22 protein-coding genes and 5 tRNA genes are annotated in these 23,405 nt (G+C 45.0%); 3 read left to right on the plus strand and 24 right to left on the minus strand.

Annotated features, from left to right (window positions below):
* Window positions 1-3: 3 nt before the first annotated feature.
* The 5 genes from U8U01_RS09630 to U8U01_RS09650 all read right to left on the minus strand — a co-directional run bounded on the left by U8U01_RS09630 (window position 4) and on the right by U8U01_RS09650 (window position 4,654).
* Window positions 4-1,008: a tyrosine recombinase XerC gene (locus tag U8U01_RS09630; RefSeq protein ID WP_322173712.1), complete on the minus strand. Its 1,005-nt coding sequence runs from the start codon at window positions 1,006-1,008 to the stop codon at window positions 4-6.
* Between the two features lie 35 nt (window positions 1,009-1,043).
* Window positions 1,044-1,715: a class I SAM-dependent methyltransferase gene (locus U8U01_RS09635; protein WP_322173713.1), complete on the minus strand. Its 672-nt coding sequence runs from the start codon at window positions 1,713-1,715 to the stop codon at window positions 1,044-1,046.
* 29 nt (window positions 1,716-1,744) lie between these two features.
* Window positions 1,745-2,476, minus strand: coding sequence for a DUF6873 family GME fold protein (locus U8U01_RS09640; protein WP_322173715.1), 732 nt, complete (start codon window positions 2,474-2,476; stop codon window positions 1,745-1,747).
* Window positions 2,473-3,846, minus strand: a complete 1,374-nt coding sequence (gene radA / locus U8U01_RS09645) for a DNA repair protein RadA (RefSeq protein ID WP_322173717.1) — start codon at window positions 3,844-3,846, stop codon at window positions 2,473-2,475. Before radA ends, U8U01_RS09640 begins: the two co-directional genes overlap by 4 nt.
* A gap of 70 nt (window positions 3,847-3,916) precedes the next feature.
* Entirely contained in the window at window positions 3,917-4,654 is a 738-nt protein-coding gene (locus U8U01_RS09650) for an N-acetylmuramoyl-L-alanine amidase (protein WP_322173719.1), read from the minus strand.
* Between the two features lie 129 nt (window positions 4,655-4,783).
* On the opposite strand from U8U01_RS09650, the gene metF reads away from it, so the two are divergent.
* Genes metF through U8U01_RS09665 form a run of 3 tightly spaced genes read left to right on the plus strand, consistent with a single transcriptional unit; the run spans window position 4,784 to window position 8,672 of the window.
* The gene (metF, locus tag U8U01_RS09655; protein WP_322173721.1) at window positions 4,784-5,644 is read left to right on the plus strand and encodes a methylenetetrahydrofolate reductase [NAD(P)H]; all 861 of its coding nucleotides are present in this window, start codon (window positions 4,784-4,786) and stop codon (window positions 5,642-5,644) included.
* A 6-nt stretch (window positions 5,645-5,650) separates the two neighbouring features.
* Entirely contained in the window at window positions 5,651-6,304 is a 654-nt protein-coding gene (locus U8U01_RS09660; RefSeq protein WP_322173723.1) for a vitamin B12 dependent-methionine synthase activation domain-containing protein, read from the plus strand.
* Complete coding sequence (locus tag U8U01_RS09665) at window positions 6,297-8,672, plus strand: homocysteine S-methyltransferase family protein (RefSeq protein ID WP_322173725.1); 2,376 nt, start codon at window positions 6,297-6,299, stop codon at window positions 8,670-8,672. The genes U8U01_RS09660 and U8U01_RS09665 overlap by 8 nt, the downstream gene beginning before the upstream one ends.
* Before the next feature lie 60 nt (window positions 8,673-8,732).
* Here the strand turns inward: U8U01_RS09665 and U8U01_RS09670 are convergent, their stop codons facing one another.
* The 19 genes from U8U01_RS09670 to thrC all read right to left on the minus strand — a co-directional run bounded on the left by U8U01_RS09670 (window position 8,733) and on the right by thrC (window position 23,355).
* Complete coding sequence (locus U8U01_RS09670) at window positions 8,733-9,215, minus strand: hypothetical protein (protein ID WP_322173727.1); 483 nt, start codon at window positions 9,213-9,215, stop codon at window positions 8,733-8,735.
* Window positions 9,216-9,235: 20 nt separating this feature from the next.
* Complete coding sequence (locus U8U01_RS09675) at window positions 9,236-10,024, minus strand: sugar phosphate isomerase/epimerase family protein (RefSeq protein WP_322173728.1); 789 nt, start codon at window positions 10,022-10,024, stop codon at window positions 9,236-9,238.
* A gap of 15 nt (window positions 10,025-10,039) precedes the next feature.
* Complete coding sequence (locus U8U01_RS09680) at window positions 10,040-10,567, minus strand: GNAT family N-acetyltransferase (RefSeq protein WP_322173730.1); 528 nt, start codon at window positions 10,565-10,567, stop codon at window positions 10,040-10,042.
* A gap of 69 nt (window positions 10,568-10,636) precedes the next feature.
* Window positions 10,637-10,711: transfer RNA gene (locus U8U01_RS09685), tRNA-Cys, on the minus strand.
* Between the two features lie 52 nt (window positions 10,712-10,763).
* A tRNA-Gly gene (locus U8U01_RS09690) sits at window positions 10,764-10,839 on the minus strand.
* 3 nt (window positions 10,840-10,842) lie between these two features.
* Window positions 10,843-10,918 (minus strand) — tRNA-Phe (locus tag U8U01_RS09695).
* A gap of 23 nt (window positions 10,919-10,941) precedes the next feature.
* Window positions 10,942-11,018 (minus strand) — tRNA-Asp (locus U8U01_RS09700).
* Between the two features lie 18 nt (window positions 11,019-11,036).
* A tRNA-Val gene (locus U8U01_RS09705) sits at window positions 11,037-11,113 on the minus strand.
* A 90-nt stretch (window positions 11,114-11,203) separates the two neighbouring features.
* Entirely contained in the window at window positions 11,204-12,094 is an 891-nt protein-coding gene (gene hslO, locus U8U01_RS09710) for an Hsp33 family molecular chaperone HslO (RefSeq protein ID WP_322173732.1), read from the minus strand.
* Window positions 12,095-12,104: 10 nt separating this feature from the next.
* Window positions 12,105-12,851, minus strand: coding sequence for a class I SAM-dependent DNA methyltransferase (locus U8U01_RS09715; RefSeq protein ID WP_322173734.1), 747 nt, complete (start codon window positions 12,849-12,851; stop codon window positions 12,105-12,107).
* On the minus strand, window positions 12,851-13,165 hold the full coding sequence (locus U8U01_RS09720; protein ID WP_322173736.1) for a YerC/YecD family TrpR-related protein: 315 nt from the start codon (window positions 13,163-13,165) through the stop codon (window positions 12,851-12,853). Before U8U01_RS09720 ends, U8U01_RS09715 begins: the two co-directional genes overlap by 1 nt.
* A 72-nt stretch (window positions 13,166-13,237) precedes the next feature.
* Entirely contained in the window at window positions 13,238-14,542 is a 1,305-nt protein-coding gene (lysA, locus tag U8U01_RS09725; RefSeq protein WP_322173739.1) for a diaminopimelate decarboxylase, read from the minus strand.
* 21 nt (window positions 14,543-14,563) lie between these two features.
* On the minus strand, window positions 14,564-15,154 hold the full coding sequence (gene yihA, locus U8U01_RS09730) for a ribosome biogenesis GTP-binding protein YihA/YsxC (RefSeq protein ID WP_322173741.1): 591 nt from the start codon (window positions 15,152-15,154) through the stop codon (window positions 14,564-14,566).
* A complete protein-coding gene (gene lon / locus U8U01_RS09735) occupies window positions 15,145-17,598 on the minus strand; it encodes an endopeptidase La (RefSeq protein ID WP_322173743.1) in 2,454 nt (817 codons plus the stop codon). The genes yihA and lon overlap by 10 nt, the downstream gene beginning before the upstream one ends.
* A gap of 69 nt (window positions 17,599-17,667) precedes the next feature.
* Complete coding sequence (gene clpX / locus U8U01_RS09740) at window positions 17,668-18,975, minus strand: ATP-dependent Clp protease ATP-binding subunit ClpX (protein ID WP_322173745.1); 1,308 nt, start codon at window positions 18,973-18,975, stop codon at window positions 17,668-17,670.
* Between the two features lie 19 nt (window positions 18,976-18,994).
* Complete coding sequence (gene clpP, locus U8U01_RS09745) at window positions 18,995-19,576, minus strand: ATP-dependent Clp endopeptidase proteolytic subunit ClpP (RefSeq protein ID WP_322173747.1); 582 nt, start codon at window positions 19,574-19,576, stop codon at window positions 18,995-18,997.
* A 92-nt stretch (window positions 19,577-19,668) separates the two neighbouring features.
* The gene (gene tig, locus U8U01_RS09750; RefSeq protein ID WP_322173749.1) at window positions 19,669-20,985 is read right to left on the minus strand and encodes a trigger factor; all 1,317 of its coding nucleotides are present in this window, start codon (window positions 20,983-20,985) and stop codon (window positions 19,669-19,671) included.
* A 158-nt stretch (window positions 20,986-21,143) separates the two neighbouring features.
* The gene (locus U8U01_RS09755; protein WP_322173751.1) at window positions 21,144-21,833 is read right to left on the minus strand and encodes a metallophosphoesterase; all 690 of its coding nucleotides are present in this window, start codon (window positions 21,831-21,833) and stop codon (window positions 21,144-21,146) included.
* Window positions 21,834-21,852: 19 nt separating this feature from the next.
* Complete coding sequence (thrC, locus tag U8U01_RS09760) at window positions 21,853-23,355, minus strand: threonine synthase (RefSeq protein WP_322173753.1); 1,503 nt, start codon at window positions 23,353-23,355, stop codon at window positions 21,853-21,855.
* Between the last annotated feature and the right edge of the window lie 50 nt (window positions 23,356-23,405).

Below are 23,405 nucleotides of genomic sequence, written 5' to 3' on the forward strand. Positions count from 1 at the left end.
AATTTATTCCTTGGCATTTTTGGGGGGCTTAGTATGCGTAACAACCTTAGCCAGAGGGTTAGAGTTAATAGCATCCTCCATTTGTTGGTTAGATGTATGGGTATATATCTCCGTGGTTCCCAGATTCTCGTGGCCCAAAATGTCTTGTAATACTCGAATATCTACATCACCGTAGCGATACATTAAAGTAGCGGCTGTATGCCGTAATTTATGGACAGAATACCCTGGCCCACCCAGCCCAATTTTGTTCAGATATTTTTTTACAACGAACTGAACTGTTTTTGGGCTAATCCGCTGCTTACGGCTGCTTAAAAATAAAGCATTCCGGTCAATGACGCCATCCTTTGGCCGCACCATCAGATAACTATCAATAGAATCCAAGCAAGCTTGATTTAGATATACAATTCGTTCTTTATTTCCCTTACCTAGTATGCGTAGAGTGTTGTTATTACGCAAAACATCGCTGATGTTGATGCTTACCAATTCAGAGAGCCGCATACCACAGTTAAGGAAGAGGGTAAGCATACAACGATCACGTTCCTGGTCAGGCCCCTCTGGCGCATTCAGCAATTCGATGCTTTGTTCGAGGGAAAGAAAGTGGGGTAGCGCTTTCTTCGCTTTAGGAGGCGTTAGGTTGTCTGTAGGATTTTCCTCCAATAAATTCTCGTGTAAAGTCAAGTATTTGAAAAAAGACTTAAGAGCCGAAGATTTACGCTGCCTGGTAGAACTCATGTTATTTCGCTCATCCGCCACGTAATTCATAAACTCAAAAATATCATAGGTTTTAATCTCTCGAATAAATGTTAAATCAATATCCTGTACAGAAATTTCTTCCAAGGCAATATTAGATAATGCTGGATTGCGCTTATGATTCATAAACCGAAAAAAGGTACGCAAATCCATACAATAGCTATCTACCGTCTTAGCAGATAACCCTTTGATATTGCGAAGATACATCGCATATTGTTGTACTAATTCCGGCATTTCATCTCTAATTGAAAAGCCCATATCGCATATTTCCTCCCCTCAATTATACAAAATATTCATTTAGTATAATTGTGTGTTTTCTTAAATCCCTCTCCTTCTTGCCGTATCCTAAAATCCAAACGGACAAAGCGTTTACCATTAGGCAGGCCATACTCTTTGCGTAGTATCTGCGTGTAGCCACAACGTGCTAGATTTATACACAGACGCCTTTCGTCTACATCTTGATATAACGCGCCAATAGACTCCAACTGGCTTTGGTACGGCGAATCTGATACAAAATTCTGCTTTGGATCGCCAGACATCTGGATAACACATGAAATATGATGCGCCTGTGACTCGGCTACTTTGGCACAGAAATTTGCGATCCCCACATATTCTATTAATAGGTTCGCAATCACCAAGTCTACCTTTGGCAATCTTACCTCTGGTTCTATTAAATCCATTTGTATCAGTTGAAACCGACAGCCCAGTAATTCCCCAAACCGCTTTTTGCATTCCTGCAAGTATTGGTCATTAACATCTATGCCAATTACTGTTTTCACTCCATCCCCACAGTGTTCCAAACCATTGCCGCCCGCTATACCTAACACAACAGCACTTGTAGTTTGTGGGAAAGACTGCCACTGGCTTTTCATTACCTGATTTAAGAATTGCAGTTGGGCCACTGTATCTAAGCGCATATGGGATTCGTACACTTCTAAAGGTACCTGCTGCCATGGGTTTTTCATCGCAATTCCTTCTTTTTTCGAACAAACTTTTATTTTAAGGTCAATATGCCGCCTATATCCAGCAATGCGCCATCCATAAGTTCTAATGGCTCTACTCCCCGATTCTTCAAAAAGCACCGTATCGCGGATCCGTCAGGATGCCTGTCCAACTGCCCGGTAAAAGCCATCAAATGAGGGGCTAATTTACCACAGCATCCACCAATAAAACCATAAGGGTAACCTGGCAACATAATATAACCAGGTTCAATAAGTAGAACCTGAAGGCCATGTTTCCGTAACTTATCAGCAATACTTGAATCAGATGTAATAGCAGAATTGGCATTGACCATTGCCACTGAACAGGCTGTATAACCTTGCTTAACTTCAATCCATGTTAAGCCCAGCGTTGCCACTCGCTGACGAATCAATGCATCTGTCGATCTGGAGCAGCCTACACCCCATTTCTCCCAAACTAATACATTGCAGAGAGCATCTTGCGGGAAGTAATTTTGGGGCGTTTGCAGAGTTTCCTTCACATATAGCCCATGCTCACGCAAGGTATTCGTTAATGGCCCGCCCCGCAGAGTAAATAATTCATCCCTAAGCAAGCAGACTTGCATATCAGGATGCCAACGCACTGCATATGGTAGCCGGAGATCTTCAGCAGTTGTGATAACTCCTATTTCCAATTTCTTTAATGACTGTGCTAACTGAGGATATTCCCCTGAAATCAGTACTATTTTAACAAATTGTTGTGGAAGTCGGGTTGGCCGAAAACTCATATAGCTGCCTCAAATGCCTGCCTTAAATTTTTGGCACCAATTATCTCTATATTTTTGAACTTTTTATCAGCTAGCCCTTTTAACCCATGATAAGGCAAAATGCATCGAGAAAATCCCATCCGTGCCGCCTCAAGAATTCGCTGGTTACTATGGCTGACGCTGCGTAGTTCTCCTGTTAGCCCAATTTCTCCAAATACGATAGTATCCTCCCGCACAGGTGTATCCTTTAGGCTTGAAATCAGCGCGATGGCAACCGCCAGGTCGGCGGCTGGTTCGTCCAGCCGTAGCCCCCCTATTACATTGACATAAGTATCCAGATTGGAGAAATAGTATCCTGCTCGTTTTTCCAGTACCGCCAATATCAAAGCTAACCGATTATGGTCAAACCCTGTTGACATACGCCGGGGCGTTCCCAGCCCAGAGGTAGTTGCGAGCCCTTGAATTTCCGCTAACAATGGCCGGGAACCTTCCATTACGGCCGTAACACAGGTACCAGAGGAATCTTTAGGCCGGCCGGAGAGCATCGCCATAGAAGGGTTTTCCACCTGATGCAGCCCATTGTCCGCCATATCAAATACGCCAATTTCGTTGGTAGAGCCATAGCGGTTTTTTACTGCCCGAAGTATACGGTAAGTCATTTGCCGGTCACCTTCAAACAGCAGGACAGCATCCACAATATGTTCCAATACCTTTGGACCGGCGATTGCGCCGTCTTTATTGACGTGGCCTACCACAATAATAGGGACATCCAGTGCTTTAGCACAACGCATCATAGTGTTGGTACACTCCCGTACCTGGGTTACACTACCTGGTGAAGATGTCAAATCAGTATGGTTCATAGTTTGGATGGAATCTATCATTACCAAATCAGGAGAACTACTGCGGATTTGCTCAACCACATACTGTACATCCGTTTCCGTAAGGATCTTTAAATTGGGGCTTTGCACACCTAATCGTGACACCCTCAGCTTAATCTGCCGAGCTGATTCCTCGCCAGAAACATATAAAATTTCTAGTTCACGCCCTAAATACTCGCAAATCTGTAACAAAATTGTTGATTTGCCGATCCCTGGGTCACCGCTGATTAGTACTAAAGACCCCTTTACAATCCCACCTCCCAATACCCGATCTAATTCTGACAGCCCGGTGTGGTAGCGGTGCTCATCATCCGTATTTATCTCACTGATAGGCGTAGGCTGGGAAGTACTCCCAGTTATACGCGAAACTGCTGCTCGTTGAGGTATGGAGGGCTCTTTCGTAACCTCTGACAAGGTATTCCATTCGCCACAGCCAGGGCACTTACCTGCCCATTTGGGTGATTCAAACCCACATTCCGTGCATTGATAAACTAATTTTATTTTTCCGGCCATTTTGCTCTCCTTGACTCTACCCTTAAAGGTTCTTCAAACGTTCATTTGCTTTTTATATTGTATCACAAATCTATCCATTTGCCAACCCCATGTTCTTTGATTGATCGCTTTCCTGCAGATAATCGATTACACCATTATAAATAGCAGCCGCCATATCTTTTTGGTAGGTATCCGAACAGAGCTTTTCTGCCTCTTCTGGGTTGGAAAGGAATCCACATTCAACCAGCACGGCAGGTACTTGGCAGTTATGAAGTAAGAAAATATTGCTGTCAGCTTGCTTATTCTCGCGCTTATTTTCTGGCTGTAAAGAATTGATGATGTTTTTCCGAATTGCCTCAGCCAATATTTCGCTTTTAGCATGATTGCCTGAATAAAACATTTGCGCACCACTATATTTGCTTTCAGAAAAGTGATTCTGATGTATGCTTATCAGGAGGCAGTCCCCTGTTTCCTCCACAATTTTCAGCCTATTACGTGTGTCAGAACGCTTCCGCTCAGCGATGGTAGGTAGGCTTTGATCCCCTACCGCAGTGTCTGTTTCACGAACCATCTTTACTTCAAAATGATTCATTTCTAGGTTCTTTTTTAATTCTAATGCAATGGCTAGGTTAATGTCCTTCTCCAGGGCGCCATTAACCGCCACAGTGCCACCATCTTCCCCTCCATGCCCAGCATCTATCACGATTGTACCTTTTTTTGCAAAGAAATCGGCATGAAATGCTACTATTCCAAAGGCTTGAAAAGTTTGAATAGCAAAAAGGATAATGGATGCAATAAAAAATGCAAAAAAAACAAGTTTCCGTTTCATGCAGTCCCCTCCTAAACCAATAAATATGTTCCAGAAAAACAAACTATGCTCTTTCCATAGTTACGAAAATATGCTATAATAAATAAAAAGAGTGTAATTCAAAACCTGGTTTAAGGGAATGATGGTACGATGAAGATAAAGGATCTGCTTAAGCAAGAGAAGGTAACGTTTTCGTGCGAAATATTTCCCCCAAAGAAAGACGGGGATTTTCATGAGGTTTTTCGTGTAGTCAATCGCATTAGTGAATTAGGGGTAGACTTTATTAGCGTAACTTATGGCGCAGGTGGTAGTACATCAAAACGAACCGTAGAGGTAGCCTCCTATATCCAGAATATTTGCCACACTACAGCACTGGCACATCTTACCTGTATTGACTCAGACCCGGAACAAATTCAAGAACAACTGCTTGAACTGCATACCAATGGGGTCAATAACATAATGGCATTGCGTGGCGACAGGCCAAAAGACTTTACAGGTACAAGCCACTATCTCCATGCGATTGATCTTGTACGGGAAATACAGGCTAGTAAAGATTTTTGCATTGGCGCCGCCTGTTATCCAGAAGGTCATATGGAATGTGTCCACAAGCAAGATGATCTTACCTATTTAAAGGCAAAAGTAGACGCTGGGGTAGATTTCTTAACTACACAGATGTTTTTTGACAATAATCTGCTTTATAATTTTCTCTATAGGTCTTATGCTGCTGGGATCACTGTCCCCATCATTCCAGGCATTATGCCGATCATCAATGCCCGGCAGGTAAAACGATCCATTGAACTTTCAGGGTCTACTATGCCTGCGCGTTTTTTGGCAATAGCCGATAAGTTTGCTGATAACCCCCAAGCAATGGAACAGGCTGGGATTGCGTATGCGACAGATCAGATTGTAGATCTGGTTGCCAATGGGGTAAAACATATACACCTGTATACTATGAACCGTCCCCAGACAGCAGAGAAAATCTTAGGAAACTTAAGTTGTATCTTGAGGTGAAGGAGAATGCTTGACAAACAGGAAATACTCCGCTATATGGGTGCTACAGCTAGTGATAAAATGATCGATCGTTTAATTGAACGTGCAGAGCGTGAAGTGTGTCAGGTTTCTATCCCTAAACATACATATCAACGTGTTTCTATATTAGTGGATCCAGGCCTGCAATGGGTAGAATTGGCTGGGACTCTCATTGAAAGCCATGATTTGGCCCATCACCTTCGTGGCTGTAAAGAAGGTTTTCTTTTTGCTTGCACGCTGGGTTTAGGAGTCGACTCACTTGTAAAGAGATATAGCTTAACAGAGCTGGCCATGCTACCAGTAGTCCAAGCTGTTTCGGCTGCCTATATAGAGTATTACGCTGATAAAGTACAACAACAACTCAATGATAGTATCACACAACAGGGGCTCTATCTCCGTCCTCGATACAGCCCAGGATATGGGGATTTTTCCCTAAGTTACCAACGTTTTCTATTCAATGCCTTGCAGATTTCCAAGCAGATTGGTGTTTCATTAACAGAAAACTTTCTAATGATCCCCTTCAAATCTATTACATCTATAATTGGACTATCGGATGACCCATCCCTATGCCATGTGAATAGATGTATGATATGTGTATCAAAAAACTGTCCTTTCAGAAAGGAGGCTGCTATAAATGCATGATGTCTTGGGCGAATTAGGCCAGCATATCCTTTTTTTTGACGGAGCAATGGGTACAATCCTACAGAAAAAGGGCTTGCGGCCAGGCCAAGCCCCCGAACGTTGGAATTTGGAACATCCTGATACAATCAGGGACATACACCTTGCTTACCTCGCCGCTGGCGCGGATATCATTACTACAAATACTTTTGGAGCTAATCCCTTTAAGTGCCAAGAACACGATTTAGATATCAACGAAGTGGTATCTTCTGGCGTGAAACTTGCCCGCCAGGCTGTAGACCAGTTTGGACATGGTATTGTTGCACTGGATATTGGACCTAGCGGCAAGTTATTGGCTCCTTTGGGTGATTTATCTTTTGAAAATGCTGTCCAGGCTTTTTCTCAAATCGCCTCCATAGGAGTCGCGGCGGGTGCAGATTGTGTGCTCATCGAAACTATGAATGATTTATACGAGGCAAAAGCGGCTTTGTTGGCTGTAAAAGAAACAACTTCACTCCCTGTCTTTGTGACGATGACCTTTGATGAAACAGGCAAGCTGCTTACTGGAGGCGATCTTCGTACAATGGCGGCTGTTTTGGAGGGGCTGGGCGCAGATGCTATTGGCATGAACTGTGGCTTGGGACCTGCGCAAATGCTTACCTTAATAAAAACTTTACGCACTTATACCACCTTGCCCCTGATAGTCAACCCCAATGCTGGATTACCGAAAGAACATGATGGCTGCACCTGCTATGATGTTTTACCTGACGAATTTGCATATTTAATGGGAGAAATTGTCAAAACGGGAGCTTGGGCTATAGGCGGGTGCTGCGGCACAACACCCGAATATCTACAAAAGACTTCCAACCTTTGTAAGCATCTACCTTGCCAACCCTTGCCTACTCACCACGACACAGTAGTAGCCTCTGGCAACCACGCTGTTATCATTGGCGCGGCTCCTGTTATCATTGGAGAAAGAATCAACCCTACAGGTAAATCACGATTCAAACAGGCATTGCGGGAGAGTGACCTAGCTTATATTTTAGGCGAAGGAATCGCGCAACAAGATGCAGGTGCAGATATCTTAGATGTCAATGTAGGCTTGCCGGAAATCGACGAGGTTTCCATGATGGTCAATGTTGTAAGTGAATTGCAGTCCCTCTCCCCTCTCCCCCTACAGATTGACACCGCAGACCTTACCGCCATGTCTGCGGCCATGCGCATCTACAATGGTAAGCCCATGGTAAACTCCGTTACAGCGAAACAATCCTCTATGCACGCCATTTTCCCACTAATTAAAAAATATGGAGGCGTAGTTATTGGCCTGACAATCACCGAAAATGGTATACCCGAAACCGTACAAGGCCGTGTTGATGCAGCAAGATTGATTGTGGATACGGCGGCTACTTACGGCATAGGCAAACATGACATCATTATTGATCCTTTGACTATGTCTGTTAGTGCTGAACAGGATGCCGCGTTAGTTACCTTGTATGCGCTTTCACGGATACGGAATGAGTTGGGTGTGTTTACTTCGTTAGGAGTGTCAAATATTTCTTTTGGTTTACCGCAACGAGAAAATATAACCACGGCATTCTTTCTCATGGCGCTACAGGCAGGGCTAAATGCTGCCATCATGAATCCTTTATCTTCAGATATGATGCGGGCCTATCGATCATTCTGCGTGCTTTCTGGCTGGGATAAGAATTGTACAACATATATTAGCACTTATACACAGGCAGTCCCAGTGCCTACGCAAGCCAATGTAACCGCCTATTCGCTATGTAGTGCAATAGAAAAGGGCCTGAAAGATGCAGCAATTCGAGCCGCAGAAACTGCTGTTTCAACAATGACTGGCTTAGAAATTATCAATCAGGAAATTGTCCCAGCGCTGGATAAAGTTGGAAAGTGTTTTGAGGAAAAAACGCTTTTCCTGCCCCAACTTTTAATGAGTGCGGATGCTGCTAAAGCTGCTTTTGAAGTGATAAAAAGCCGTATGGGAAAGCATCCTTCCGAACTTAGCAAGTTAACGATTGTAATTGCAACGGTTAAAGGAGATGTGCATGATATTGGGAAGAATATTGTGCGGGTTCTGCTAGAAAATTATGGTTTTCACGTAATTGACTTAGGCAAGGATGTCCTGCCAGAAACCATCGTTAAAACCGTAAAACAAGAAAAAGCGGAGCTAGTAGGCTTAAGCGCCTTGATGACCACTACGGTCCCCAGCATGAAAGAAACTATTGAGCAACTCCGCAAAGAAACCCCTTGGGTAAAAGTTATGGTCGGTGGTGCTGTATTAACACAAGAGTATGCTGATATGATTGGAGCAGACTTTTACGGACCAGATGCTATGGCATCCGTACGGTACGCATTGAAATTGGCCAAAAGCTAGCTTAAAAAATGCAAACAAAAAAGGGCCTTGTATGGCATTTCTCATGCAAGGCCCTTTTTATTATATATCAATGGAAATGGCATAGTCCAACACAACGTTTCCTAACTCGTCTGGCTCGGTAAAACGTGGGCAGTTGCAACGCTGAAAGCACCAATCACCTTCCCTGTGACTTATGCCTTGCTTTTTAAGTGCCTCCAGACACTGCTCATGGGCAGTATGGCCAAACAGTTCACCATTGTCAGGGTTACCGTATAGATAGCATACAGCATAGTCTATTGCGGGCATATCAACACTCTCAAAGCCAGCAGGCGTGTCTACATCAGCCGAAAAGAACATCCCCAGCCAATGCTCAGTGGTGCCATTTGCGGTATGTATCGCCTCCGAATAACCACCGTCATTTATCGGCAACAGGCCCGGCATATTTTCCAAAGTGTCGAACCAACCATTCGCCCACCATTCCCCCCAATCGGCTGGGCCAGAATATTTCTTACCGATAAATCGTGCGGCAGGGCAGGTTTCGCGTTTGATTTTCTGGATTGTCATGCTAGATCCTCCTTTATATATTACGTATGAAAAAGATTATTTCGTTTCAACCAATCTGCTGATTCCCTAAGTGCCGCAGCAGTCTTTACTTCCAGCACTGCCCGGCAATGGCTTTTTTCTGCAAAATTAGTATACCAGGGGATATTCAATTCTCCCTCTCCTAACGGCAGATGGTTTTTTCTCCCCACTGCATCGTGGATATGAAAATGCCTTAAACGCTTTGAATTAGCAAGTATGAAGGGCTTGTCTATCCCGCCTATGCCATGGTCATGGCCAATATCATAAGTTAGCCCAAAACACGGGCTTTCCAAAAGCTTATCTAGCCCTAATCGAAGGAATTCCTTGTCAAACCCATTGGTATTCTCAATGCAAATAGTAATTTTTGCATCCCCGATCGCTGTTTCACAACAAGTAATCGCATGAGAAAGACGGGATACATAATGGGAGTGATAGCAATCATAGAGAAAAACTTTACCACTGGGCAAGGTAAAATGATCTCCTTGGGCTAAGTGCATATTTAGGATAGGGACACCCAACTGTTTTGCCGATTCTATTGTATCTAGCAGTGCTTGTAAGTAGGCTTCTGCTACTTTGGGATTAAAACCGCACAAATCCATAAAGCCTTCCAGGTGGATAGTATAATATACTCCATACTTCTCTGCCACCCTACGTAGCTGTGGGATATCAAAGCGCTGGTATTCTGGCAAATCCATACTCAGCTCAATGAACTGAAACCCAAGTTCATAGCACAGAGCGGCAGCACTTTCTGGGTCGGCAGCCTCTAGTAGTGTAGGTATACCCCAATCCATTATTCGCTCCTCCCACTAATTATGTTCCAGTCTTTCCCATTCCGTCCGGGAAATTCCATAGACCTTTGAAACCTTATCCGTTTCATTCTCAAACTCTTCCACAAAATGCATCCCATTTGCTAACGCTGTGGAACTGGAGGCAGTATTGGTATATTTCATGTAAGAAAAGACCATCTGAAAGGGAGTGTTTTGAAACAACCAGTCCCGGCAAGCTTGGGCGGCCTCGCTGCCAAATCCCCTACGCCAACAAGCCTTATGGATGTGATAGCCAATTTCTGGCTTGATTTTACCGTTGATGTTCTGCATGGTGATACCACAGTCACCTATGACCTTATCGGTTTCTTTTAGTACCACAGCCCATAAGCCAAAGCCAAAAACCCTGTAATTTTCTCGATTCCAATCAATCCAAGCGTGTACCTTTGCTTTGTCAAAAGGTTGGGGGTAGTGCTGCATAGTTTCAGGATCTGAGAAAATCTCAAACAGAGCATCAAAATCTTCAGGAGTTAATTCCCGCAAATACAGCCGTTCTGTTTCCAGTTTCATAACAACTCCTCCCTATTTCGAAAATAAAACAAAAGCGCTGTGTTACCTAAACTTCACAGCGCTTTTGTTTGGAGGTGACACCCGGATTTGAACCGGGGAATGAAGGTTTTGCAGACCTTTGCCTTACCGCTTGGCTATGTCACCATTTTCGAGAAAAGACGCTCCTAACAAATAAGGCAGCGTCTTTTCTCATTCCTGGAGCGGACGACGAGGCTCGAACTCGCTACCTCCACCTTGGCAAGGTGGCGCTCTACCAGATGAGCTACGCCCGCAAATGGTGCCTCCGGTCGGAATCGAACCAACGACACGGGGATTTTCAGTCCCCTGCTCTACCGACTGAGCTACAGAGGCAAATACTGTCCCAAAAGGGACATTGGCGACCCGGAACGGGCTCGAACCGTCGACCTCTAGCGTGACAGGCTAGCGTTCTAACCAACTGAACTACCGGGCCAAACTATATTTCCGATTATGGTGGGGACAATAGGACTCGAACCTATGACCCCCTGCTTGTAAGGCAGGTGCTCTAACCAGCTGAGCTATGCCCCCCAGTCCTCTCATCGGAACGTCGCCCCCCAGCGACGTTTTATATTTTACATTATTTGGCTTGATTTGTCAATAGGTTACGCAAAAATTTTTTTAATTTTTTTGTGCCTTCTTCGCCAATACCAAAAGTTCATCTTGAGAAAAGTAATATTTCCTATTGCAATATTGGCAGACTGTTTCGGCACAGCCACAGTCATTTAAAGGTAAAGTAGCGATATCTTCTGACGGAAGGGTTAACAGCACACGGGTAAAGCGCTCTTTACTGCAATTACATACATAATGAACAGGAAACTCATCCAGCTTTTCAACCTCAAAGCCCTGCAATGCCAAGTAGCATATCTCCTCTAGGTCAAGACCTTTTGCCAACATAGTAGTAACAGAATCCAGTTGCGCTATATTCTTCTCCAAATGGGCAAGCACCATTTCGTCTGCGCCAGGCAGCGCCTGTATCAGAAGGCCACCAGCTAGTAAAGCGCAGCCCTCTTCCCTATCAACCAAAACGCCTAGAGCACAAACCGTTGGCGTCTGTTGACTCACTGCGTAGTAATTGGTGATATCCTCAGCAATCTCTCCACTGACAAGTTCTACCTGCCCGGCATAGGGTTCTCCTGTACCAAAATCACGGATAACTGCCAGCCGACCATTATGGCCTACGGCACCACCTACATTCAGTTTCCCATCTGGCCGTACAGGTAACTCAACACCCGGATTATCCACATATCCCCGTACATTGCCCCGGCTATCTGCAATAGCAAGCAGGTTACCCAGAGGGCCATCTCCGGCAACCTTTACTGTAAGCGTGGCCTGGGTTTCTTTCAACATTGCCCCCATCAGGGAGGTTCCGGTAAGTAACCTCCCTAATGCAGCGCAAGAAGTCTTTGTCAATCCATGTAACTGCTGGGCTGTGTAGACCAACTGTGTTGTGTCTATAGCCGATGCCATTAGAGTACCATCTGAGGTAATCGTCCGAATAATACGATCCATTGAGAACACCCTATCTTTCTTTCTTTGCAACAAAAACCAACCGCTGACTATCCGCACGGGGCGGATCAAACGTCAGTTCATCATAAACATAGATATTTCCAAATCCAGCCTCACATAGCCATTCCTTTATCAATGGTACAGGATAAGCATATTCAGAAAACCGCTCATTACTGCGGCGATACAATTTTCCTTCACGGCTAAAGAAATCTAGACAAATATCCACGCGACCTTTCCCCGGTATATAACGGTTTTTCCAGACACAGTACACATCTTCCATGTCGTAAACAAATGTGTGCATTCCCAACACAGACTCATGCTTATACATAGTATTCACGTCAAAGATAAAATATCCCTCTGGCTCCAGAAAAAGCGAAACCCGCTGGAAAGTACGTTGAACCTGTTCCCCACCCTGTAAGTGATTAATGCTATCTAACGCACAAATCACAGTTTTAACGGTGCCATAAAGATCCAACTCCTGCATTTTTTGCCGTAAAAACAGAATATCTGTTTCAGCATCAACACTTTTTTCTTTTGCTATCATAAGCATTTCCGACGAGGCATCGACACCATAAATATCGACACCTCGGCGAAAAAGTTCCAAAGTCAATGAACCAGTCCCACAGGCTAAATCCAATGTAAGCCCAGGTTCATGCTCTAAACGTGCAAATAACTCCAAAAGGTATGCGGCCCGCTTAGAGTAATCCACATTAAATGTTAAGCTGTCATAATACTGCGCAAAAGCGGAATAACCAGCCATTATCTTCTCTCAACCTCATCTGCAGGTTGTATCCCTAAACGTTCAAAGACCAGGTTATAGCCATCACTGCCATAATTCAAAGCCCTGGCTACACGGCTAATCGTAGCGGTGGATGCTCCGGTACGGCCTACTATGTCGGTATAAATATACCGCTCCGTGAGCATCTGTGCTACGACAATGCGCTGCGCCATTGCTTTTAGTTCTGGCACCGTACAGAGATCCTCAAAAAAACGGTAACATTCATCCGTAGTTTCCAGCGCCAGAACCGCTTTGAAAAGGGAGTCCAGATTTTCATCCTGTAACTTTTCGTTCATAACAGTTTCTCTCCTATTTTGATTTATGGGATTACTCCTATTGTATCAAATATTGTAAAAAAAGTAAACCGTTTATACATCGTTTTTTAGCAAATCTTGGTAACTTTCTCCACGGATCACTACACGGCTTTCCCCCTGACTTACCATAATACAAGCCGGTTTCGGATTACGGTTATAGTTTGAGGCCATAGAATAATTATATGCCCCTGTAGAAAGAACCGCTAAAATATCGTTTTCTTCTGGGCGCTGGATGGCCGTGTGTTCTTGGATAAGATCACCGCTTTCACAGCATTTGCCGGCAACCGTAGCCAGATAATCCGCCGGTTTATCCACTTTATTTGCAATCATACAGGTATAATCTGACTGATACAATGCATAACGCGGATTTTCAAACATCCCACCATCAATCGCAACGTAGTTTCGTATTTGCGGAATTTCCCGTATATTCCCCACCGTATACAGTGTGATACCGGCCTCTCCTACCACTGAGCGCCCTGGCTCAATAAATATTTTTGGAAGTTGTAACTCCAATTCTGTACACTTTTCATGTATCTTTTGAGATACAGCCTCCATATACTCCATATACGGAATAAAATCATCTTTCTCCGTATAATGGATACCAAAACCGCCCCCCAAATTTAAAATCTCCAGTTCGACCCCTAGTTCCCGGATAATCTGATCGTACAAGCCCAACATAACCTCTGCCGCATGCACAAAAGGTTCTTTTTCCATGATTTGAGAACCAATATGACAATGTAAACCGACCAACTTAACACCAGGAATCTTAACAGCCCTGCTGGCTGCGGCAAACGCCTCACCACTTGCCAAATCCAGTCCAAATTTCGAATCAATCTGCCCTGTACGGATAAACTCATGTGTATGGGCATCAATGCCAGGTTTTACCCGCAAAGTGATGTGAACGATTTCCCCTTTACGCTCTACTATCTTTTCCAGTTTATCTAACTCAGAAAGATTATCCACAACAATGTCACCAACATGGTTGTCTACCGCCATTTCTAGCTCAGCAAGCGTCTTATTATTACCTTGGAAATGGATGTTTTTTCCGGGAATGCCCGCCTCTAAAGCAGTATATAGTTCCCCGCCGGAAACGACTTCCAAATCTAAACCTTCACTAAAGGCAATACGGCACATTTCCTTACAGCAGAACGCCTTACTAGCATAAATAGGTCTACCGTTCCCATTATAGAATTTTTGAAATGACTCGACATAATTCCGGCATACCCGGCGAATTTCGTCCTCACTCATCACATAAAGCGGGGTTCCATATTGATGCGCCAATTCTACTGTATCGCATCCACTGATAGCCAAATGGCCCAATTCATTTATCGCTAAACAAGGAGAAAAAATATGTACCATTCCCTTCTATTTCAAAATTCCCTATTCCCCTTCTATAGAACCTGCAATTAACGCTTTAATCTCTTCCAAGCCGTATCCTTTTGTTGCTGAAAAAGGATAAAACTTTACACCATGCTGCTCAAAAGTAGCAGTAAACACTTCTTCCTGCGATCGGGTTTCAGCCTGATTTAATTTATCACTCTTTGTACATACTATAGCAAAAGGCAGGCTGCTGGTAGACAGAAACTTAACCATTTGCATATCATCAGCCGTAGGCTTATGACGCATATCAATTAGTTGCAGCACCAACGCTATGGCTCTTTCCTGGGCAAAATAGCCATTTACCAAAGCCCCCCAACGCTCTTTCTCACTTCGGGAAACCCTTGCGTAACCATAGCCAGGCAAATCAACAAACCTGCATATTGGTAACCGATAGAAATTAATGGTTGCTGTTTTTCCAGGCGTGGCACTAGTGCGTGCCAACATCTTACGGTTTACTAATCGGTTCAGTAATGATGATTTACCTACATTAGAACGCCCAGAAAATACAATCTCCGGTAATTGAGAAGGAGGCAACTGGGACGAAGTACCTACAGACAACTCAAATTTAACATTAGTAAAATTCACTGGCATCTCCTTTGCTGTGGATGGGTGTCACAGGCATATCCAGGTGCTGGAGGCTGGCTAATTTCAGCCTGTATTACTGGAGTTTCTTGTGGTAATGGCATGGGCATATACTGTAAAGCATTTTCCAGTACAGTGTCAATTTTCTTGACAGGGATGAATTGCACATTGCTTTTTACCACCTGGTCTACCTCTGCCAAATCCGGCAGATTGTCCGCGGGTATCAACACGGTCTTGATGCCATTTTTTAATGCTGCCATGGACTTCTCGCGTAAACCACCAATAGGTAATACACGCCCTTGTAAAGTAATTTCCCCTGTCATAGCCACATCGTACCGAATCGGTATTCCACTCAAAGCGGATGTAATCGCCGTAGCCATCGCTATACCTGCAGAAGGTCCATCTTTAGGCACAGCGCCTTCCGGGGCATGAAGATGAATGTCGCAATTTTCGTAAAACTTAGTAGAAATCCCTAATGCTTTCGCCCGGGTACGAATACAGGTAATCGCTGCATTGGCAGATTCTTTCATTACATCGCCAAGAGAACCGGTTAGCTGTATTTTTCCGGTGCCTGGCATTACGGCTACCTCAATAGGCAGCAACTCCCCACCTACACTGGTCCAGGCCAAGCCATTAACCACTCCAACGATATCCTCTTTAGATGTGTTGTCACGGGTATACTTGCGGGGGCCAAGCAGTTCTTCCAGGTTCTCCGGCTTAACCGAATAGCTTTTAAATTCTTCCTCTGATAGGATCATTTTTGCAACTTTACGGCAAACCGCTGCGATACTCCGCTCCAGGGTTCGGACGCCAGCCTCACGTGTGTATCCATCAATCAAGAGCCGTAGCGCCGGTTTAGAGAACTTTAACTGCGATGCCTTGATCCCGTGTTTCTCTAGTTGCTTTTTGACCAGATGACGGGAGGCAATATTCATTTTTTCTTCTAATGTGTAACTGCCTAGCTCAATAATATCCATACGGTCATACAAGGGGCCAGGAATACGGGAGGCATCATTGGCGGTTGTGATGAATAGAACCTTGCTCAAATCAAATGGAAGGTCAATGTAGTGATCGGTAAACTCCCCATTCTGTTCTGGATCCAGAACTTCCAGCAAAGCGGAAGCTGGGTCGCCTTTAAAGTTTGAACCCAGTTTATCAATCTCATCTAACAGAAGCAAGGGATTATTGACTCCCGCCTGTTTGATAGCACTGATAATCCTTCCCGGCATCGAACCAACATAAGTCTTACGGTGCCCCATGATTTCGGACTCATCACTGACACCGCCCAAAGATACACGCACATATTTACGTCCAGTGGCTTGTGCAATCGAGCGTGCAATAGAGGTCTTTCCCACGCCTGGTGGGCCTACCAGGCAAATGATCTGGCCATTCTGGGTTGGCGCAAGCTTCCTCACCGCTAAGGTTTCAATAAAGCGTTCCTTAACTTTTTCCATACCATAGTGATCCCGATCTAATACCTTTTGGGCCCGTTTCAGATCCAGCTTTTCCTTTGAGGACTGTTTCCAGGGCAATTCGAGGCAAGTATCCAGATAGAGCCGAATCACACTTCCCTCATGGGAACCAAAAGGCATATGGTACAGCTTATCACATTCCTTCAATAATTTCTCTTGGCAGACCTTATTGAGCCCCAGTTTGATTACTTTTTCCCGCAGTTCATCCGCCTCTTGTTGGGGATTATCATCATCCCCCAGCTCACTAGTAATGGCACGTAGCTGTTCTTTCAAAAAGTATTCTCGCTGATTTTCGTCAATTTGCGCCTGTGCTTTCTGGTTGATCTCATTTTCAACCTCAAGAATCTGAATTTCCTCCGTCAGCACATCAATCATCTTCTGCATACGCTTTAGAGGGCGCAATTCATCCAGGATGTATTGCTTGCGCTCAAAATCAATAGAAATATTCGATGCAATATAGTCGGCCAGCCTACCACAATCCTTCTCTTGTAGTACACCCAACAATACATCCGGCGGTACATGCTTAAAAAGCCGCAAATACTCGTCAAACTTCTCATGAATAATGCGGATCAAGGCTTCGGATTTATAAGACTTCTTATAAGTGAGCATGGGGCATTTCAACACGTTTCCCAATAGGAAGGGTTCCTCCTGGGACAGCGAGAGTATCTCGCCTCGACACAGCCCTTCTACATGCAGTTTTGCACCTTCTTCTGAGTGATGGAGAACCTGCTTGATCCTGGCAATAACACCCATCTTATATAGGTCTTCTCCCACAGGCTCCTTATCCCCCATATGTATTTGAGATACCAGGAAAATTAACCTGTCACGAGATATAGCCTCCGATGCAGCCAATACAGATTTTTTTCGGGTAATATCAAATTGTAACATCATCCCAGGGAAAAAAACCAATCCTCTTACAGCCAATACAGGCAAAACCAAATTACTCTCATTATTTATTGTCTCATCTGTAAAATTTTGCATATTGTTCTCCTAAAACCAGCGAAAGACTGCAGCCGGTTTCTCGGCAGCAGCCTTCTAGCTGTTTGGTTTTTATGACGCCGAAGGATCTCTACGCTCCCGGCGCTTAGGGGCAGTGATTCTTATTTTCATAGGTTTGCGTTCTTTATTATGGTAAACTTCAGGACCAGCCGATTTCTCCACCATTTCTTTAGTCACTACAACCTTTTCCACCGTATAATCACTGGGAACCTGATACATCACAGGTGTTAGCAAATCCTCCAAGATAGCCCTTAACCCTCGCGCCCCAGTTTTGCGCGCCAAAGTTTTCTTGGCAATCATCACCAGAGCATCATCCGTAAACTCCAAATCAACACGATCCAAATCAAACAAGCGCTGATACTGTTGGATCAATGAGTTTTTTGGCTCCCTCAAAATGCGCACCAACGCGGCCTCATCCAATGCCTCCAAAGAGGAAATAACCGGGATACGGCCCACCAGTTCAGGAATCAGGCCATACTTTACCAAATCATGTGGTGTAACATCGCGCATCCAGTTCTTTTCATCCAGTTCACGCTTACCGTGTACCTCGCCACCAAAACCCAGGGAACTGGATGCCATTCGTTTTTGTACAACTTTTTCTAGGCCGTCAAAAGCGCCACCACAAATAAACAAAATATTAGAGGTGTCAATGTTAATGGCCTCCTGCTGGGGATGCTTACGTCCCCCTTTAGGCGGGACGCTGGCCGTAGTCCCCTCTAGGATCTTCAACAATGCCTGTTGCACGCCCTCGCCGCTGACATCCCTGGTAATGGACTGATTCTCCGATTTGCGGGAAATTTTATCAATCTCATCGATATAAATAATGCCCCGCTCCGCCCGGAAAATATCATAATCTGCAGCTTGAATCAGCCTGAGGAGGATGTTCTCCACATCATCACCTACATAACCAGCCTCTGTCAGCGTGGTGGCATCTGCAATAGCAAAGGGTACATCCAACAGTTTTGCCAAAGTCTGCGCCAAGTAAGTCTTTCCCACACCAGTAGGCCCCAGCAGCAGCACATTACTTTTTGAGAGTTCTACCCCTCCATCGCCGGAAAAATAGATGCGCTTATAGTGGTTATAAACCGCCACAGCCAGGGCAATTTTTGCCTCATCCTGGCCTATTACATATTCATCCAGCTTACGTTTGATTTCAACCGGCTTAGGCAGCAACAAGCTGGTATCGTGTTCGGGGGGCGAGCCATGCTGTAACCGGTCCTCATCGCTGATAATAGACATACACAGCCGCACACAGGAGTCACAGATATACACACCAGAGCCCGCAATCAACTGGCCCACCATTGCCTGCGGCTTGCCACAAAAGGAACAGGAGACATCGTTTTCGTTATTCACTGCCATCTGTCCTCATCCTTTCCCATTATCTCTTATCGATCACCTTATCAATCAGCCCATACTCCAAGGCCTCTTGCGCCGAGAGGAAATTATCCCGTTCTGTATCCCTCTCAATCACTTCTATAGGCTGGCCAGTACGTTCAGCCAAAATATGGTTCAAATTCTTTTTGACCCGAAGAATATGATTGGCGTGGATACTGATGTCCGTTGCCTGGCCCTGGGCGCCGCCACTGGGCTGGTGGATCATGATTTCGCTATTTGGCAACGCAAACCGTTTTCCCTTAGCACCGGCAGCTAACAGGAAAGCCCCCATACTGGCCGCCATACCAAGGCATATTGTAGATACATCACACTTGATATACTGCATGGTATCATAAATGGCCATACCAGCGGTAATAACCCCTCCTGGGCTGTTGATATAAAGGGCAATATCCTTTTCTGGATCCTGTCCCTCTAAATACAGTAGTTGGGCCACAATCACACCGGCGGAGGCATTGTTGACCTCCTCGTTGAGAAGGATGATCCGATCGTTCAGCAGACGGGAAAAAATATCGTAAGAGCGTTCGCCCCGGTTTGTCTGCTCTACTACATAAGGTACTAGGCTCATGTGCAGTTGCTCCTTTCTCAAAGACGCATTGAATAGTATGAAGTCAAACAATAAGATTTATTCCATTTCAGGCAAGTTTAACCCTTATATTTTTATTCTTCTACAGGCTTGTCCTCGCTGGCAGGCTTATCCGTGTATACCGCGTTCTCTTTAATAAACTCCATCGCCTTTTGGTTTGCTACATCCTTTGCAATATCTTTAGCGCGGATAACTTCCTTCACGTTCTCCAAAGGCATCCCATATGCGTCGGCCAGCTTTTGGAACTCAGCCTCAGTTTCTGCCTCGGTAACTTCCAGGTTTTCCTGCTGGGCAATCTTCGCAAGCCCCAAACGTACCCGCACCTGCTGGCCGGCACGTTCCTTATACTGCTCCCGCAGGCTGTCAACCGTACCGTTGGTGTATTTTAGATAATTCTCCAGGTTCATCCCCTGCTCGCGCAGTTGCATATCAAAGGAGTTAATGATCTCGTCTGTTTCCCGCTCTATCATCATATCGGGAATATCACCCTCCACCTTATCGATCACAGCCTTGATCAGTTGCTGTTCTACGCTGGACTCTACCACACGTTCTTTGCGCTTGCGTACAGTTTCTTTAAGGTCGTTCTTATACTCCTCCAAAGTGTCAAACTCGCTGATGTCCTTTACAAACTCATCGTCTACCTCAGGCAACTCTTGGTGCTTGATCTCGTGCAGCTTGATCTTGAAGGTTGCATCCTTCCCCTTCAGTTCCTCGGCATGGTAGTCCTCCGGGAACTTTACATTCACATCAAACTCATCGCCGGCATTATGGCCAACGACCTGCTCTTCAAACCCAGGAATAAACTGGCCAGACCCCAAGGTCAGGTCGAAATTTTCCCCTTTGCCGCCGTCAAATTGTTTCCCATCCGTATAGCCGTCAAAGTCTATGACGGTAATGTCCCCATTTTCTGCTGGACGATCTTCCACTGTCACCATGCGGGCATTACGCTGCCGTATCCGCTGGATTTCTGCCTCAATTTCCTCTTCTGTGGGCTCTACAGGTTCTTTAACAACTTCAATGCCCTTATAGCCCTCAATGCTGACTTCCGGCTGTACCGTAACAGTGAGTTTGGCAACAATGCCTGTGTCCTTACCAATTTCCGCAATGGTATAGTTGTTAACACCCACAACCTCCAGCCCAGATTTCTCAATAGCGCTATTCATCATAGGGTTATAGAGATGATCCACCGCCGCCTGGTAGAATACATCCTCCCCGTAAAATTTCTCAATAAAATGCCTGGGAGCTTTCCCCTTGCGGAAACCAGGCACGTTCATCCGCTTGCTCTCACGCTTATAAACCACATTGATCGCCTGATCCAACTCTTCAGGAGTAACAGCCAGTTCCAATTCGTACTTGTTGGTTTCGATATTGTTGGAAGATTTTAAATTCATTTGCTTTCCCTCTCAAACATAAAACTTTTTATATTTGTTTGGCGGCAAAATCCCACAGACAACGCCGCTTTTCATTATCTGCCTTATTATATCATAAGACAGCCCAAGAATCTATACTTTTTTCGTAATAAATCTTAGGAAATTCCCGGAACCCTTTCCTATTCAACCTTCTCTGGCTGAAATCCCAGGTAATCGCCAGAAATCAGATGCATTTTTACCCCTTTATATTCGCCCATCAGTGCTTTTTTAGAGGCATATTGGCCATGGATATGCCCAAAATAGCAGTCTTCCACCTGATTTTCTTCCAGGATATCCAACAACTCCCTACACTCCATATCACCATAAACCGGCGGATAATGGAGAAATGCCGTTAATTTGCCACCCAATTCTTTCGCCGCATTGATCGAGGCCAATAAACGTCCCGCTTCCCTATTAACGATTTTTTTATCCTCTTCGGTTTCAGCATTGTAAAGCCAGCCCCTTGTACCACACAAGGCACGTTCCCCTACCCGGTAACCGCAGTTATGCATGACTTGAATGGAATGGAAACCATTGGCTGCAAGAAAGTTATCAATCTTATTCCTGGTGCTCCACCAATAGTCGTGATTTCCCTTTAGCAGCAGTTTACGCCCTGGTAAGCTATGGATAAAGTCAAAGTCCTTTTGACAATCATCCAGTTTCATTGCCCAAGAGGTATCTCCTGCAAGAACAACTGTATCTTCCTGGCCCACCTGCGCCCGCCAGTTCTCTTCCAAACGGCTGGTATAGTTCTTCCAGCCTGGAAAAATATCCATTGGTTTATCGGCCCCCAGAGAAAGGTGCAAATCCGCAATAACATACAACGCCATATGGTTTATGCTCCCTTATCTATGTTTCGCCGATTCCCAGTACCCGTAGGACATATTCTGGCGCGGCAGCGTTAGCAATCGTAGTTGTAAAGCGTTCTGGCTTGCCATTTAACGCTGTTAATTGTGCCGGTGCGGCAACACCAGTCAATTCCTCCAGCCGCCGGATATTCTCGTACTCATCCACACTCTTAAGCGGCTCTAAAGCACACAGAACATCACCTACAAACTTATAAGGGCTTGCAGTCGAGGCAACGATGGTTGGCGTAGAAACATCCCCGGTTTTTTCAACATACTGATGATACACATCCAAAGCAACTGCGGTATGGGTATCACAAAGATAACTGGATTGTTCCCAAGTTTCCTGTATGGTCTGGGCTGTATGGGCATCATCACAAGAACCGCCATAAAACAATTCCTGCACCTTCTGGCGCACTACATCCCCCACATCATAATGGCCTTCAGCCGTCAGTTGCGCCATCCAGTTCGTCAGCAACACACTGTCCTCTCCAGAAAGAGCATAAAGCAAGCGTTCCAGATTGCTGGAAATCAAAATGTCCATAGAGGGAGAAGTAGTTGCAAAGAATTCACGCCGGCGATCGTATACACCAGTGTGGATAAAATCCGTCAACACGCGGTTCGCGTTTGAGGCGCAGATAAACTTCTTTATCGGTAACCCCATTTCCCTGGCATAATAGGCAGCCAGGATGTTGCCAAAATTACCTGTAGGTACAGCGATATTTACCCCTTCACCCAGCAAAACACCCTTTTCGCGGCAGAGTTCGAAATAGGCATAAAAATAGTAGACGATTTGTGGCAACAACCGCCCCCAGTTGATAGAATTGGCGCTGGAAAACATCTTATCATGCATATCCATGCGCGTGTTGATATCCGCGTTTGTAAAAATCTTTTTTACGGCCGTTTGTGCATCGTCAAAATTGCCTTCAATGGCGCAGACAAAAACGTTTTCACCTTCCTGGGTAGCCATTTGGCGTTTTTGCATTGGGCTTACCCCATCCTGCGGATAGAATACCACAATTTTTGTCCCGGGCACATCCCGGAAACCTTCCAGCGCAGCCTTACCCGTATCCCCGGAAGTCGCCACAAGGATAACAGCTTCTTTACCTGGTGCCACCTTTGTCAATGACCTTGTAAAGAAATGCGGCAATATCTGTAAAGCCATATCCTTAAAAGCGCAAGTAGGTCCATGCCATAACTCTAATAGATGCCGGTTACCTACGCCAGACAAGGTTTGCAGCTTTACAGGTTTTTCACCAAACTTATCTACCGCATAGGCACTCTCTACACAGGCCGTAATTTCTTCTTTACTAAAATCTGTAAGGAATAACCCAAACAGTTCAATCGCCAATGCCTGATAGGTCAATCCCTTCCACTGTGGTAGAAGGTTTCGGACATCCGGCAGATGTTCTGGCACAAAAAGCCCGCCTTCTTTGGAAATGCCTTGGGAAATAACCTGTGCGGATTGAAAACGGAGTGCCGGATCCCTGGTACTTTTATACGTCATTCGCATCACCTATTCGCTTTATTCTACTGCCATAACTATACATCAAATTG

This window comes from Acutalibacter caecimuris (genome assembly GCF_034335085.1).
Taxonomy (GTDB): domain Bacteria; phylum Bacillota; class Clostridia; order Oscillospirales; family Acutalibacteraceae; genus Acutalibacter; species Acutalibacter caecimuris.